The organism is Legionella fallonii LLAP-10, from assembly GCF_000953135.1.
In the GTDB taxonomy this organism is placed as follows: Bacteria; Pseudomonadota; Gammaproteobacteria; order Legionellales; family Legionellaceae; genus Legionella; species Legionella fallonii.
This window is the reverse complement of record NZ_LN614827.1, coordinates 1,178,201-1,193,859: the sequence shown is the minus strand read 5'-3', so window position 1 is coordinate 1,193,859 and position 15,659 is coordinate 1,178,201. Positions and strand designations below refer to the sequence as shown.

Below are 15,659 nucleotides of genomic sequence, written 5' to 3'. Positions count from 1 at the left end.
CAGACCCTAATCATACTATTAAGTTTGAAAAGGAGATGGAGAACTATTTTTTACTACGGCTTCTTCAGCTGCCGAAGGTTCTACCTCCTCATGTCTAACATTGTCTAAAGCTTTTCGAACTCGTTGAGTTAAATCCTGAGCGGAATCTAACTCAGTCCCTTCTTGTGTTTCATGTGCAAAAAAACCGCCTGTATTTAAATAGGAGCTTATATTTTTAAAGGTAGTTTGCTGTGCGGGAACCTCAGCTGAGTGCCGTAACACGTCAATGCCAATGGATGCTGTTTGGCGGATAAATTCTGTTGATTGATTGCAATGTTGACTTAACAAATAAGATATTTGCGATACATTATGCTCATTATTGCCGAGCATCCCTTCTGCTCTTGCTGCAATTTCATTTACAACCATATCTCCAGGAGCTCGTATAATAACTCGCACCATCATATTAAATAGGGTATTGCACATTCTACTTAGAGCATGTAAAACACGAGTCACGTCTTTAATAATTTTTTGCCCTAACTCCTGCCAAGGTTTTAGAGACCAAGTTAGAGGACTCAAAAAGCAACGAACAATCAATGGGATATAGTCTGTAATAATAATTAATGTTCGGTTTAAAGAGGTTTTTTTTGTAGGAGGATACAAAAAAGCAGATATTCCTTTTATAAAGTCCCTTTTATTTTTAATATCATTAAATAGCTCTTCTAGCATCATCAGCAATGCACGTTTTTCTCGATGGGATAAATACTGGAGCGAATCTTTCTGATTTACCAGAATTTGAAAGAATTCTATTTGTAACAAGAGTTTTTTACTTAAATTTAATTGATTGAGATTACTATTTAATGCCTCCTGGTGAGGTTCGCAGTCCATGGAATTTATACCTAACGGTTGATTAATACCCATTGTATTTTCAAGCATTTCTATTACTAGAAAGTATTGAACTGCATCATTGTTGGCTATTTGGGTAATTACATTGAGAATAGACTGAGGAACTGCATTTTTTAATAGAGAAAGTAGTTGCGTATATATTTGTGTCACCAACGGTAATGCAGCTGGAGCCATCATGGATAACATTGCGCCAAGTTGCATTAAGAGAATTAAATTTGTTTTAAAGGGATGTTTAGCTAAGGAATAAGTAATTCCTTCATCTATACTTGTTTTCATTTTATCAGAGATGAAGTTTAATAAATCTGTCCATTCACCAGCACTTAGATGGTAAGGTACATTTGCTATTTTATCGCTTGTTATAAATATGGAATCAGCATTTTCGGAATTACTTTGTTGCACAATGCTCTTTTCTTGTTCTTCAAACGGAGCTAGTAGTTGTAGGGTTTTTTCGTGAATATTGTTAAGAGAGGATTTTGTTTCCGATAAAATTATTTGGCACTGGTCAGTTCGATCCACTTTTTTAAATTTTATTTTTGCATCTAACAGAATATCATAAAACCCTATAACCAAGTGGGAAGCGATATCCAAACAAGTTCGTCCGACATCCTTTAACAAATTAATTGCTAATAAAGCCAATTGGCGCCCTTTTGTTGTACCAAAACTTGTACTCTTAAATGAGCATGAATCAAAAATTTCTTTAATTAATGACGTAGTATTATTTTGAAGCTTATACGGAAAAAGAAAAGTACTTAACGAAGGAATTTTTACCAAATCAAATGTGAACAGAGCAGTGAATAAAGCAACAGGTAAATCGATAATTAAACTTGTTAGGAAATATGCGGATCCTCGAACCAATCTGCTAAGTAAGTTCAATATCGAAAAATTCTTCCAGGTGGTTCTTTGTTGATTGAAAGCAAAATCATTTAATGGGATCCCGTTTAATAGATATTCTCCATCTTTATACTGAATACCATATCCTGATATTTCATTAATGGTATAAATGACCTGTTTTGCCTTTTCCTCATCTAGATCAGAAAAATCAATAGCTAAATTATCGATAATATCTTCGAAATTCCCCTGATGAGATGCCAAAATTGGATTATGCGGATCCGCCTCGTAACTTTGAATCGCTTGCAGCGCATTTTCGCAAGCAACATGTAGCTCTCCTCGAAAAAAGGATTTTGCTTGACGACTATATACAAGGTTCTGATTAAACTCTTGTATTTTTGTAATAATTGCCATCCCCATGTTTTTTACTTGGGTATGAATTGAATTAGGGCCAGTAGGCTTTAAAAGGATTTCAACTTCTTGAGGTGATGCATTTTTAATTTTTCCTGAGATTATTTGTAAATTTTTCTCTAATTCTTCATATAGTGTTTCCATTTTATGAAATACATTTTTATCATAGACCAATAACGAACTTAATGTATTACGATGAATGATTTTGTATTTAATTAATTTTCTTCTTGCCTCATTTATTTTTACTTGAAGCTCAATTTTCTGCTGCTCGTGCTGATATTCATCCAGGGTATTTGTCATGCACTCTATAGGTTCTAAGACCGTTAATAAATCTTGAGAAAAATCCAGCAAGGAAATTTTTTCTTTATAAAGAGAGGTGACTTCATGAGTTTCATAGGCACGCGTTAAAACTATTTGACGGTATTCGCCTAATTTAATTATTGCTTGTGAAATTGGAGTTTCTGCAGGAAGTAATCCATGTTGTTTGAGTTTTTCGATAGTATCTTTTCTAGTATGATAGATAAGTGTTTTAAATTTTCCGTTTTTTTCTATAATATGAACTGCTTCAGTGGCGGAGGTCTTGATTTCCTTTTTAGAATAATAATCAAACTCATCTGAATAAATTTTTCCTGGTATTTTAGAAATCTTAGGAGTAACTAGCGTAACTGCTTTTCCTAGTTTAAATTGTTCTAGTTGTTTTTTCTTTCGTATTTTAGCTACATTTTTTTCATAACTCATGAGTTTAAACCTGGTAATATAAAACAATCATATTATACAATATTTATACATAACGATCATCAATTAAATATCGGCCTACTGTGTACGTCGGAACTGTTTTCGGTCAATAGGTTAGTGGATTATCAGCGAGAAACGATCTAAATATAGGCATTATGTGGCGAAAATTAACTTCCTCTCTTGCGCCAAATAATTAGAATCTATATGTCTAAACATTTAAGCCAGAATACCAGGGTTTAGGGACAGAAATGACAACTACATCATGCAAATGGGAACTAATCTTGACCGAAAACAGTTCCGACGTACACAGTAGGCCAAATAGGGGAAATCGACACAAAAACATCGTCTATGTATGTCAATCCAACAATCGCTTAGTTCAAATAACATCAACTACCACTGAGACACGCTTTAAGACTCCGCGGGCATGCCGCGGAGCGTATACAAAACTTTGGACCTCACTTATGCAGCAGCGGCAGATGCACTAGTAAACGTTTTTTCTTCTTGTTCCTCTTCACTAAGTGCAGAAACAGGGGTATTGGGTGGCGATTTTGGTGCTAAGAAACCATTTCTGTTTAACCCTTTGAACATAGTCTCTTTGCTTGCTGGCTCTTGCCAATGAAGTAAAGAAACAGGTTCTGCCTCTGGCACTGGCTGTACTCCAGTCTCGACAACGGGTGGTTGAGGAATAGGTTTTCTTCCGGGATTAAGGAGAGCCTCTTCAAATTCTATGCGTCGCAACTCGCCTTCAGTAAGTGGCTGTAGCTGCCCTTCATAAAAATAAGAAAACACACGCAGCATTATCACTAAAATAAACGCCATAAACGAATTAGTTAATTCGGTATAACCATGTCTAGTCGGTGAACGATAAGTTTCTTGAAACTCAGAAGGAGCAAGGATTCGTATTTTACTTAAATTAGTACGGTAATAAATTTTATTGTCATCCCCTAAGAGAAATAGTGGCTGCGGTTGACGATAATTCACATCAATATCTGGCAGCTTTTCTAACCCCCCATACTTTGCTTGCTTAGGTATATCATGGCCTAGAAATACATTATGAAGATCTTGCATAGACTCTTGCATGCCAGCAATACAAGCCAGCCTATTATAATAGTTTTTAGCACTATTAAAATCCCCGTCACCACCAGCTTCAACTGGGGGATCAGTAATATCAGGGGTAGGATCGTAAGGTTTTTTAGTATAAACGGTTACCCTATTTAATTCATCGTGCACACTATTAACTAAAATACCGCCCAATAGCCCAAAACGTGCAGGCAACTCTTCTCGCAAATCCCCGACTAAGGCTCCATGACCCGCGGCATAGTGATCGGAATAATAATGAAAACAAAACAGCTCCATTCCCAAAGCTAATGCTTGATATCTGTAAACCAGGTCTTGTAGTTTATCTTTTGAGAGTTCATTAGATTGCTTAAGAGTCGCAATCAGTGTATTAAACTCCTCATTATTAGAAGTATAATGCTCATCTTCAATCAGACGTTTTAATTCGTAAGACATACGCGCATATTTAAGCGCAATAGAATGCCCTAAGATATAAACCCGTACTGACCATGGTGTAAAATGCGATAGATTTCTATTGAGGATCTCGCCGTAATTTTTAACACGTAAGGCAAACATTAATTGCTGAACATAACCGTTTAAGGTAGAAGAGAAGGGAATATAGTTAGCCCCATTAATTGCATAAATAGTATCTATTTCACTTTTTTGGACGCTAGGATTGGCTAATTTCAGATAAGACTCAATTAATTTTTGCATCTCACTTTCTGTGATGGGCTCATTAATTAAATACTCCCCAAGGTTCTCACAAGAATAGTCGGTTTCATAACTCTGTCGATTATGGGTAAAATCATGTTTGCTAGGTAGATCTAGCTTTAAATCTGTTTCTCCTCCGCCAAAATAATCACCGGACATACCAACAACCTCACCTGCGGATAGAATTAAATCAATATGTTGAGGAAGGCCATTTTCTGCTATGCCTTGCAAGTTCAGATGCATAGTACCTTGCTCATCAAAACTTATATAGGGATTACCTTTTAATTCGTCCCATCCAATAAAACGTAAGGCATTGCCTAGTTCGGTATGTTCTTGTGTATCCATAATGAAACTCCTTTTTCTTTTTTATTATCTTAAAAACTCATACTCTACTAACGTGCCTCATGCACTAGACTTCTTTCGAAACTCGCCATATCGGAGAATTGCCTCGTTGATACAGCGAGTTTCGAAAAACGTCTAATATAATAGACCTCTCCATAGCGAGCTAGGAAAGAGGTCTATTCTTATTTTCTATACGATTGAAATGTGCGGTCTTCAAATGACAAAAGGGACAATTTTATACGGAACTAATTCGCAGTATTTAGTCCAATATTGACCATATTTATTGGCACATCGCTTGTCATCACGAAATGCTCGATCTAATAAAAGAACGGTCAAGAAACAAACATAAAAATAAGGAGAGAAATTCTCAAAAAGCGCCGGAAGAGACCAAAAGAATGCGCCAGCTATCTCTGGTACATAATGAAAATGTCGAGCAACACCCCACCAACCAGAAGCAAGCAATAGACTTTGTTTGCTCTCGCCATCACTAGTTTTATAATGAGCTAACACAGTAACAGGTTTCTTACCCCAGACAGTACACTGACCATTAGAGGCTCTAGTTGTAAGGCGCTGTGCATCAGCCCAATAGTTAATAAGGATACTTGCAACACCAAGAACAAAGATTGCTACAGCCCATCCCACACTTAATTGAATGGGATGAAGAACCAGATACATGCTAGGTGAAGTATAAACACAGGGAACCCAAACCATACATCCCCAGCAAATGTAAAAACCAGCTCTATCATGCATAATATCTAATGAACGCAAATAGCCCTTTTCCCAAATAAAGAACTTGCCAACATATAAAAGCTGTAAGGCAACGGAAATCAACATGGAATTAGCCAAACCACCTAGTTCCGCTTGTTTTGCAGCATAAGACAGAAGAAAAAGTCCCCAACTCATCATACCAAAACGACAAGTGATAAATTTCTTAAGACTCCAACCCCATATTTGTGGATAAAGCTCTGTCCCCCAATAATAATCAAACAATATATTATTAGTGGTTCCTGAATCGGTGGTTGATGGGAAAAACCGCCCTTTCACATACAAAAAAGCGCAAAATATCAAACTGGATAGGTTCAGGGCACCTAAAATAGCCCCTAAATTATCGTACAAAATAGTCGCGGGGAATAAATTCAGACCAAAAGATGCGACGCAAAATACCACCATAGTAGTAATAAAGGCCAAAGCACCATTTTCTTTATAAACAGGAACATTACCTTGAGGAGTAATAGGGCCATTAAACATCTTCCCTGGTAATAAACGCATTATGGCCAATTGAAATATAGTAAAATAGAAAATAACCTTCCACGCAGTAGCAGAACCCCAAAAAACAGGTGCCCATACTTTATAGATAGTCTGCGCAACACCTTGTTCCAACAATAAATTCCACAAAGCTAACAAAGATCCGTTAAGTTCTGTGTTGGTATACCACATCAGCATGACAAAAACAGGACAAACAAGAATGAGAAATAAAGGACCAAAAAGATTTCTTATAGTTAAATACATCAATGCTTCCTTACACGGTTATAAAAAATAACTAAATAAATACCATAGAGTTTTACACTCTATGGAGTCAAGACAAAAATGATTTTTTCTCCGAATATTATTAGTAGCAACTATACTCTAATCTGCCCATCCCCTCGAATCAGCCATTTATAACTGGTTAAGGCTTCTAGCCCCATAGGACCGCGAGCATGTAACTTTTGCGTACTAATACCAATTTCAGCTCCCATACCAAACTGTCCGCCATCGGTAAACGCTGTTGAAGCATTCACATAAACAGCAGCAGCATCAACATGGTCAAGAAAATAGTCCACTACATCCTGGTCTGCAGCGATAATAGCCTCACTATGCCCTGAAGTATGCTGTCGGATATGGGCAACTGCTTCCTCTACAGATGAAACTGTTTTTATAGCCATCTTATAAGATAAGAACTCATGGCCAAAATCACCTGGTTTTGCTTGGTGAAGAAGTTTTTCTGGATAAAAAGAATCCAGTGCTTTATAACTTAAATCATCTGCGAATAGTTCCACATTGTTTTGAATAAGCAACTCAACCAAATAATATAAATTAAGCAAGCTTCTCTCATCGATGATTAAGGTATCTAATGCGTTGCAAACACTTACTCTTCTTGTTTTAGCATTGTTTATAATAAAGCGTCCTTTTTCCACATCACCGCTGACATGAAAATAAGTATGTACTATCCCTGCCCCCGTTTCTATAACAGGAATTTTTGCGTGCTCACGTACAAATTGAATTAATGATTGGCTGCCTCTCGGGATGCAGACATCAACCAAATTCATTGCATTCAACAGACGATTTGTTGCCTCGCGTTCAGGCGGTAATAAATAAGCCAAATGGGTATCAAGACCATGCTCTCGCAGACTTCGATGAATGAGAGACACTAAAAATTGATTACTATGATGCGCTTCTTTACCTCCTTTTAAAACACAAGCATTACCTGATTTAAAACATAAAGCAAAAACATCTATGGTCACATTCGGTCGGGATTCATAAATTACCGCAACCACACCAAGTGGTACCGATATTTTTTCAATTTTTAAGCCATTAGGTTGTACTCGTTCCTCAAGGTTAACGCCTAAAGGATCAGGCAACGCAGCAACTAATTCCAGATCATTCGCTATAGCGTGAATTCGCTCTTTTGATAGAAGCAGCCTATCATACATAGGATCCTCTTTGGCCATTAAAGCCAAATCTTTTTTATTCTCTTCTATGATTTGAGAACACGCTTTTCGTAGCTGATCCGCCAAGTGTAATAAAACATCAACTCGTTTGCTATTGTCCAACAGCCTTAAGTGATAACTGGCCTCTTTCACCGCTTTTAAGTGATTGATCATATCGTCCACGAGAAAAAATACTCCTAAAAAATGTGTAAGTGATCATAATGGATGAATGCAGGTTGGTCTTTCTGGCCTAAACATTCATTTAATTTATTGGCATCGTATTTAGCAATACCTATACCTATTTTCTCACCAGAAACTGATTGTATCTCGACTAAATCACCTTTTTTAAAATAACCACTACTCTGTACTATACCCACAGGCAATATACTAATAATGCGTTTATTTTCTTTTAAAATATCCAATAGTCCCTGATTTATTGTCACTGCTCCTGTTTGCTTACTATTATTATAAGCTATCCATCTTTTAATACTGGATTTTTTCTTGCTCGGTAGAATGATAGTCCCCAATTGTTCTTGATTCATGATACGGGTAATCACCGAAGGAACATCAATACTAGCAATATGAGTAGTGATTCCTAATCCTGACATTTTTCGAGCAGTTGCTAATTTACTACTCATCCCACCACGACCATGAGTACTTTTGACCGCAGATACTTCTGGCCATCCTTGCTCAGAATCAATCACAGAAATAATTTCAGAACCCGGTTCGTCAGGATGTGCGGAATAAACACCATGAACATTACTTAAAATAATTAATTTCTCAACATTCATTTGTGCTGCAATAAGACCAGCTAATTCATCGTTATCGGTAAACATGAGTTCTTCAATGGCAACACTATCATTTTCATTAATGATAGGGACAATATTTTTTTGCTTTAAAATCTCTCGTAGTAAACGTGCAATATTCAAATAATGCTTTCTCGTTTGAAAATCTTGCTTCGTTAATAATAGTTGAGAAACAAGTATCTGATGGTCTTTAAACAAAGTAGTATAAAGACGCATTAACTCATGCTGCCCTAAGGATGCTAAAAGCTGTTTTTCCCCAGTAGAATGGCCATACTGACGTCCAAGCATCTGATTTGCCACTTTTCTACCGGAACTAACAGCGCCTGAACTCACCAGAACGACTTGATGTCCTGCTTTTTGTAACTGCACTATTTGCTCTACTAAATGCAACATTACTGATTCAAAAGGACTACCATCATGAGACAAAATGCTTTGAGTGCCAACTTTTACAACAATGTTCATTAAATTGACCTGCCTTTAAATTTAAAAGAGTGCTACTTTTCTTTTCTCAGAAATTTATTATGGCGCAGTTATTGTTTCCAAAACAAGCCCTGTGTTTAAAGACTGTTAACTATCTCATGGGGATATTCTAAAGGAATGCTGACAAAAAGACGGTGTAACATCGTTGCATCCTCTTTAATCAAATGAGGTTGATTACACACAACATAATTTTTTCCATGCTCAACAAATCCTAAAGCAGTCAAAATACTACCAAATTGAGAATGAGAAGACGCTAAAGAGTTCAGCTCAATTTGCGTCCCCCCCTTCTGTTATTCCTCCCCAGAATTAACAAAACAGTTAACCCAGGAACAAAGCTGGCTGAATTATTTACTCACGGTAATAGTCCTCAAAGACCCTAGGCTAAAAAAACAATTAGAACAATTAGGCATAATGGGGTCAGAAACATTAAAAGCGGAGCACGTGGAGCTATTAATAAGTCATGCTATAAAAAATTAAAGCAACGAACCCAACACTACTTTTGACAATACGTTCCTGCCTCAATTAATAAAGGATGTAGTCAATGAAAGCTTATTTATTCCTTTATTAGGTTTTGATGCCACTGCTACCTACATACTCATTCAACTCATTTTCCCGATATCCCTCTGTCTAACGTGGAACAAGCTCATTTAGGCAAGAAATCAATCAATGCTAAAGATATTTTTCCAGAACGATGGAGTCCTAAAACCGCTTTAGGTATTATTTATAATTCTGATTTTTTTGCAGAAGAACCTCACTCCTCTCGTCCTGGAGCTCTTGAAAAACAAGGAGAACTCCTAAGCTTTAAAACAGGAGCAAGACTCTGTGCTGGTCTAAGAATTGCGATGACCGAAGTATTGTCACTGTTTCGCTTATTGGCAACCTACGAATTTCAACTTACTGTCGAAGAGCAGTTGGAGTTACGCTTTAATTATGCCCCCCCTGAAAAGAAATGGAGGCTTAGGATTACATTAGCCCCTCATCAAACGTAGCCCGCTTGCTCGCAACAGGGAAGGATGAAGCAACTCAAAATTCGAACCTGCCTACAATATTTTCTCAAGAAGGACAAGAAATATATCAGCCAAACGGATTAAAATTCTTCGAAGAATCGACTGTATCTACTTCGGAGCGAGTCACGGAAGCTAGTTACATAGGTGGCCCATAGAATAATTGTCGTTCATATGTCAGGTTAAGAAACAATATCCTTCTAAGGCCCTCTCCCTAACCCTCTCCCGCGATTGAGTATTGTGCTCTAATCAAAATCCCTTTCGCGGGCGAGGGGACTTTTCGTGCCATTCTGAATATTATTCTGCCTCGCTATCCATTGAGGGCGAGAGAATGAAAAATAGAATAGCTTTCTTCGGAAACTCTACTCCAGAGAAAATTGCTTCATCGATGCGATGCTCGAATCTTCCTATGCCTTCCGCCCGTACCCCGCATCTCCTCACACTTTAGCGTTTCTAAAGAAATCTAATAAACTCAGAGGCACTAAAAATCCCCTCGCCCGCACCCCGCATCTCCTCACACTTTAGCGTTTCTAAAGAAATCCAATAAACTCAGCGGCACTAAAAATCCCCTCGCCCACGAAAGGAGTTTTGATTGAAAATAGAGGCTAAATCGCCGGGGGCTTTTCGTGCCATTCTGAATATTATTCTGCCTCGCTATCCATTGAGGGCGAGAGAATGAAAAATAGAATAGCTTTCTTCGGAAACTCTACTCCAGAGAAAATTGCTTCATCGATGCGATGCTCGAATCTTCCTGTGCCCGCACCCCGCATCTCCTCACACTTTAGCATTTCTAAAGAAATCCAATAAACTCAGCGGCACTAAAAATCCCCTCGCCCACGAAAGGAGTTTTGATTGAAAATAGAGGCTAAATCGCCGGGGGCTTTTCGTGCCATTCTGAATATTATTCTGCCTCGCTATCCATTGAGGGCGAGAGAATGAAAAATAGAATAGCTTTCTTCGGAAACTCTACTCCAGAGAAAATTGCTTCATCGATGCGATGCTCGAATCTTCCTGTGCCCGCACCCCGCATCTCCTCACACTTTAGCATTTCTAAAGAAATCCAATAAACTCAGCGGCACTAAAAATCCCCTCGCCCACGAAAGGAGTTTTGATTGAAAATAGAGGCTAAATCGCGGGAGAGGGTTAGGGAGAGGGCCTTAGAAGGATATTGTTTCTTAGCCTTATGGGTGTGATTCAAACCAGACCTTGTATCATCCAGAACGCAGCGAAGCCCCCCTGTAAAACATATTACGCCACATTCAGGAGATCCTTTGTCGCGAGTCTTGAGTTAAGTATTCAAGACAGCTGCTACTGTTATAGAGAAAACTTTTGTCGAGCAACAAATTGACCGGCCTACCTTAGATCAATCAACAAAACTATTTACCAACGCTCACTAATTGGTATTCTCTTTAAATACTCATCAATTCTGCGTTGAGTTGCCGGTGAAATATCTGAGGGTAATTGATTTAAAGGAAACCATTGCTGTTCTGCAATTTCAGGTGAGGTCACTGTTTCTTGAATACAATCATGGGCAATGTAAAAAACAACATAATCGTCACGTTTTTCATTTCTACTGTAATACACGGAAAATAATTCTGGCGGGGCAAGTAAGGTTACTCCAACCTCTTCTTTTAATTCTCTTTCTATAGCCTGGCGTGGGGTTTCTCCTGTATCCACTCCTCCGCCAACAGTATACCACCCAGGCTGATAAGTATGTTTAACCAGCAAAACGTGTTCATCCTTGATGAGAAGAGCTCTGGCTCCTACAGTTCTTTTTGCCAAAAGGGAAAAAACTATATTTTTAAAAACATGATAAAGTCTCACTACTAACTCCAATAAGCTTTGCTGATATTCAGAATAATTTGAAAAAAGAAAAACGCAATAAAGAATACTCTTTATTGCGTTTTTTAATAAGAACTCGATTATCTGTGGTGTCCACCACGTCCGCCGCCATGCCAACCACCACCATGCCAGCCACCGCCGTGCCAACCACCACCGCGCCAAGCACTTCCTCGCCATGCGGTATTATGCCACGCATTGCCATGCCAACGGTTCCAATTATTATAGCGATAACCTCGGCCATAATAACCACCATACCAATTATTATTCCAACCGACATAACCAGGATAATAACCTGAAGAATATACATAACTGCTGCTATATCCTGGGGAATAATATGTATCTGCAGTACAACTTGATAAACCGACTGCACCTGAAGCTACAACTAATGAGAGCATTATTTTTTTCATATTAGCATCCCAGCTGATTAAACTCACTTAAAGTGTAAGACAAGATTTAAAAATATACAAACTGATCTTTTATGATATAAATAGAGCCAATAAAAAACAATTAGAGCCTGTATGCTAAAGAAAGGGAAAAGAGCTAAATTAAAGCCCTTAATTATTTTTTTTAAGGAGTATTCCAGAAGGTATAAATACTAGAAGTATCATTTTCTTTTTCAGATGTCGAAGGAAGAAAAAAACTTGGGTAATAATTTTCCCTCGAATAAAGATTGCTATTCTCAACTCCGCTTGTAACTGTTAAGTCAAATTTGCGTTTCATCTGTATCTGCCTTGTAGTAAGATTATTAAATAAGAATCAATTATTGTACGAAAAGATTATTTTTAACCAAATACAACAGTGAATTTACTCACTAGCTCACAAAAACATATAACTCATTGAATTTTATATAAATTTTTTATAGACCAACATATGCTTTGATTGAATTAAAACAAATTGTCACTCATACTACTTATATTGTTTCCATTATTAAGAAAGACTAAGAGGGTAAATTTGGATTACGGCGATCAATATGCTTTCCCTGACCCAGAAACTAGTGATAAACAAGGTTTATTAGCTATTGGCGGTGATTTATCGCCTCGACGAATTTTACAAGCTTATTCTCAAGGTATTTTCCCCTGGTATGAGCCTGGCTGCCCCATTTTATGGTGGTCTCCTAATCCAAGACTCATCTTACTACCTAACGAATTTAAAGTGTCGCGTAGTTTAAAAAAGTCACTTAAGAAAGCTTACAAATTCACAATAGATACCGCTTTTGAGCAAGTAATTACTTCTTGTGCTACGCATTCTGATCGTCTGAATAAAACCTGGATCACTACTGAAATGATGGCGGCTTACACCAATTTACACCACATAGGTTATGCCCACTCATTTGAGATTTGGGACGAAACCCATTTAATCGGTGGATTGTACGGCATTAGCCTAGGCAATGCTTTTTTTGGTGAATCTATGTTTCATATAGCCACCGATGCATCTAAGATGGCTTTATATTATCTATGTCAAACCCTAAAGCAATGGAATTTTGATTTTATTGATTGTCAATTACCCACTCCTCATTTACTTAGCTTAGGCGCAAAAATTATCTCACGAAAAGAATTTCTTCATCTATTAAATCTGGCATTAGAAAGTCCTAATAAAGCAGGTAAATGGAAGGCATAGCAAAAGCTCTCCTACTCTTAATGAAACAAAAAAATCGCAACGAAGCCAAATGGTTTATAATTAACCCTAAAGGGTTATTGTGAATCAAAGGAATTGGTATGATTGAACGCCTTTATAAAAAAATAAATGAGGTATTGATCCCCCTGCGCTCCAGCATGCTCTTTATTTTTATTTCTCTTTTTGTCACAACAACCTTATTAATCATTCTTGTAACAGCATTACGCTATACTGAAGCCTTATCAAACATAGCACATCAACGCATGAGAAATGCCTCTCTAATAGTATTAAATAGATTGCACGCAAACATCGCACCAGCCCAAATACATTGCACATTCATTGCGCATCTTATCGAGCAAGACTTTATTTACGCACATGAAGCCCAAATTGCTCCTTTAATTATGGACATAGTCAAAATATTACCTTTAGTAAATGGGGCTTATTGGGGAAACCAAGATGGTGATTTTATTTACGCCAAAAGAGAGTTAGATGGCAGCATTACTTCAGAGTTCTATCGACGTAGCCAGAATCCAGCCACACGAACCATTATTAACCGTGATATTCACGGCAAGATCATAAGAAAATATTTATCAAGCAATTTAAGTTACGATCATCGTGGACGCCCCTGGTATGTTCTAGCACAAAAAGAAAAGAAAACCTCTTGGAGCGATGTATATCTATTTGAAGATCCTCCCATTAAAGGGATAACCGTGAGCTCTCCTGTATTTAAAAACGGGGTCTTTTGGGGGGCCGTTGGTATTGATATCAACTTAAGCGAACTGTCGCAGTTTGTTAAAAGTCAAAAAATAACTCCAAACAGTTACTTATTTATTGTGAATAAAGAAGAAAAATTCATTGCTTATCCTAATCTCCCCTCTTTTACTAATTTGGCAACTACTAATGGAGTATTTAATAAAACCGATGTTAGTCCAAACTCATTAATTGATCAGACACTAAAAAAATACCAACAATTAGGGGGAGAAAGAAAAAGGGTCACATTTTCTTACTCCTATGACAACCAAGTTTATATGGTAACTTATGTACCTAGTAAAATTTTTGCTGCTTATGGCTGGCTTGTTGGTGTTGTAGCGCTGCAAACAGATTTCATTAGTAATCTAAAAAAAATGCATCTAATCACCATTTATATTAGCCTGACCATCCTAATGTTGGGAATATTTCTGGTATCTGGCTTAGTGAGTCATATTGTAAAACCACTTAAAACCTTAGTAGCAGAAACAGAGAATATTAAGCAATTTAATCTAGACAATAAAATTGCGATCACTTCTAAAATAAAAGAAGTGATTCAATTAAAAAACGCAGTAGATTCAATGAAGTTGGGATTGAAATTATTCCAAAAATATATACCTAAAGTTCTCGTAAAACAGCTCATTGCATCAGGCGAAGATATAAGAACCGGAGGTGTTAGAAAAAATCTAACCATCCTCTTTTCAGATATTCAACACTTCACCACCATAGCTGAAAAAATAGAGCCTAATTTATTAATGGCGCAGATGGGAGAATACTTTGAAGAGTTGACGCGAGTCATTATCGATGAACAAGGAACAATTGATAAATATATTGGCGATTCTATTATGGCCTTTTGGGGGGCGCCCTTACCTAATGCCCATCCTTGTCATCGAGCTGCAAAAGCAGCTCTTCGATGCCAAAAAAAATTAGATACACTAAATGAAATGTGGCTACAAAAAGGAGGTAAGGCCTTTATCACTCGCATAGGCATCCATATGGGTGATGCCATTGTGGGTAATCTGGGCTCATCCGAGCGTCTAAATTATACCGCCATAGGTGATGCTATCAATGTCGCTAGTCGACTGGAAAGTATTAATAAAAACTACCAAACTAGAATTATTGTAAGTGACATTGTTTACGAACAAATCAAAGATAAATTTGCGTTAAGAATGATAGACCATGTTGTAGTCAAAGGCAGAACTCAAAGTTGTTACATTTATGAACTGCTAACGGATGATATCAAAAATCTCGAATTTGATCTTAATGCATATAACTCTTTCTTTGAACAAGGCTTTTTAGCTTATAAACAGCAATCCTGGGATGAGGCTATAGTGCATTTTAAGAAATGTGTGGAAATTTATCCTTCAGATACGATAGCTCCTATCTTCATTGGACGCTGCCAACAGTTTAAATCTACTCCCCCCAAAGCAGACTGGGATGGTATTATGGAGTAATTATTTGGGAATGAAGACTAATACTGATATATTTGAAAGTTAATGAATTTAGGGAGAAAT

The 15,659-nt window shown here is 37.3% G+C and carries 11 protein-coding genes; 3 read left to right on the top strand and 8 right to left on the bottom strand.

What is annotated here, in order from left to right; genetic code table 11:
- Positions 1-18: 18 nt before the first annotated feature.
- From LFA_RS04780 to LFA_RS19760, 6 genes are all read right to left on the bottom strand, one after another.
- The gene (locus LFA_RS04780) at positions 19-2,859 is read right to left on the bottom strand and encodes a hypothetical protein (RefSeq protein ID WP_045095161.1); all 2,841 of its coding nucleotides are present in this window, start codon (positions 2,857-2,859) and stop codon (positions 19-21) included.
- Positions 2,860-3,315: 456 nt separating this feature from the next.
- Entirely contained in the window at positions 3,316-4,968 is a 1,653-nt protein-coding gene (locus LFA_RS04775; protein WP_045095160.1) for a hypothetical protein, read from the bottom strand.
- Between the two features lie 210 nt (positions 4,969-5,178).
- Positions 5,179-6,474 carry a phosphatidylethanolamine N-methyltransferase family domain-containing protein gene (locus LFA_RS04770; protein ID WP_045095159.1) on the bottom strand — a complete coding sequence of 432 codons (1,296 nt, stop codon included), beginning with the start codon at positions 6,472-6,474 and terminating at the stop codon, positions 5,179-5,181.
- Between the two features lie 110 nt (positions 6,475-6,584).
- Positions 6,585-7,826, bottom strand: coding sequence for a glutamate-5-semialdehyde dehydrogenase (locus LFA_RS04765; protein ID WP_045095158.1), 1,242 nt, complete (start codon positions 7,824-7,826; stop codon positions 6,585-6,587).
- A 23-nt stretch (positions 7,827-7,849) separates the two neighbouring features.
- Positions 7,850-8,920, bottom strand: coding sequence for a glutamate 5-kinase (proB, locus tag LFA_RS04760; RefSeq protein WP_045095157.1), 1,071 nt, complete (start codon positions 8,918-8,920; stop codon positions 7,850-7,852).
- 95 nt (positions 8,921-9,015) lie between these two features.
- Positions 9,016-9,162: a hypothetical protein gene (locus tag LFA_RS19760; protein ID WP_157010285.1), complete on the bottom strand. Its 147-nt coding sequence runs from the start codon at positions 9,160-9,162 to the stop codon at positions 9,016-9,018.
- A 408-nt stretch (positions 9,163-9,570) separates the two neighbouring features.
- On the opposite strand from LFA_RS19760, the gene LFA_RS04755 reads away from it, so the two are divergent.
- Positions 9,571-9,927 (top strand): hypothetical protein, encoded by a 357-nt coding sequence (locus tag LFA_RS04755; protein ID WP_045095156.1) that lies wholly within the window; start codon positions 9,571-9,573, stop codon positions 9,925-9,927.
- 1,395 nt (positions 9,928-11,322) lie between these two features.
- Here LFA_RS04755 and LFA_RS04750 read toward each other — a convergent pair.
- Entirely contained in the window at positions 11,323-11,766 is a 444-nt protein-coding gene (locus LFA_RS04750) for an NUDIX domain-containing protein (RefSeq protein WP_045095155.1), read from the bottom strand.
- A 98-nt stretch (positions 11,767-11,864) separates the two neighbouring features.
- Entirely contained in the window at positions 11,865-12,191 is a 327-nt protein-coding gene (locus LFA_RS04745) for a hypothetical protein (protein ID WP_045095154.1), read from the bottom strand.
- A 544-nt stretch (positions 12,192-12,735) separates the two neighbouring features.
- Here LFA_RS04745 and aat point away from each other — a divergent pair.
- Together aat and LFA_RS04735 are read left to right on the top strand one after the other, a co-directional pair.
- Positions 12,736-13,401, top strand: a complete 666-nt coding sequence (gene aat / locus LFA_RS04740) for a leucyl/phenylalanyl-tRNA--protein transferase (RefSeq protein ID WP_045095153.1) — start codon at positions 12,736-12,738, stop codon at positions 13,399-13,401.
- A 98-nt stretch (positions 13,402-13,499) separates the two neighbouring features.
- On the top strand, positions 13,500-15,599 hold the full coding sequence (locus LFA_RS04735; RefSeq protein ID WP_045095152.1) for an adenylate/guanylate cyclase domain-containing protein: 2,100 nt from the start codon (positions 13,500-13,502) through the stop codon (positions 15,597-15,599).
- Positions 15,600-15,659 lie beyond the last annotated feature (60 nt).

Bases quoted from the DNA above. Each gene is read 5' to 3' on its own strand.
- LFA_RS04780 (WP_045095161.1), bottom strand. From the start codon at position 2,859: ATGAGTTATGAAAAAAATGTAGCTAAAATACGAAAGAAAAAACAACTA.
- LFA_RS04775 (WP_045095160.1), bottom strand. From the start codon at position 4,968: ATGGATACACAAGAACATACCGAACTAGGCAATGCCTTACGTTTTATT.
- LFA_RS04770 (WP_045095159.1), bottom strand. From the start codon at position 6,474: ATGTATTTAACTATAAGAAATCTTTTTGGTCCTTTATTTCTCATTCTT.
- LFA_RS04765 (WP_045095158.1), bottom strand. From the start codon at position 7,826: ATGATCAATCACTTAAAAGCGGTGAAAGAGGCCAGTTATCACTTAAGG.
- proB (WP_045095157.1), bottom strand. From the start codon at position 8,920: ATGAACATTGTTGTAAAAGTTGGCACTCAAAGCATTTTGTCTCATGAT.
- LFA_RS04745 (WP_045095154.1), bottom strand. From the start codon at position 12,191: ATGAAAAAAATAATGCTCTCATTAGTTGTAGCTTCAGGTGCAGTCGGT.
- LFA_RS04735 (WP_045095152.1), top strand. From the start codon at position 13,500: ATGATTGAACGCCTTTATAAAAAAATAAATGAGGTATTGATCCCCCTG.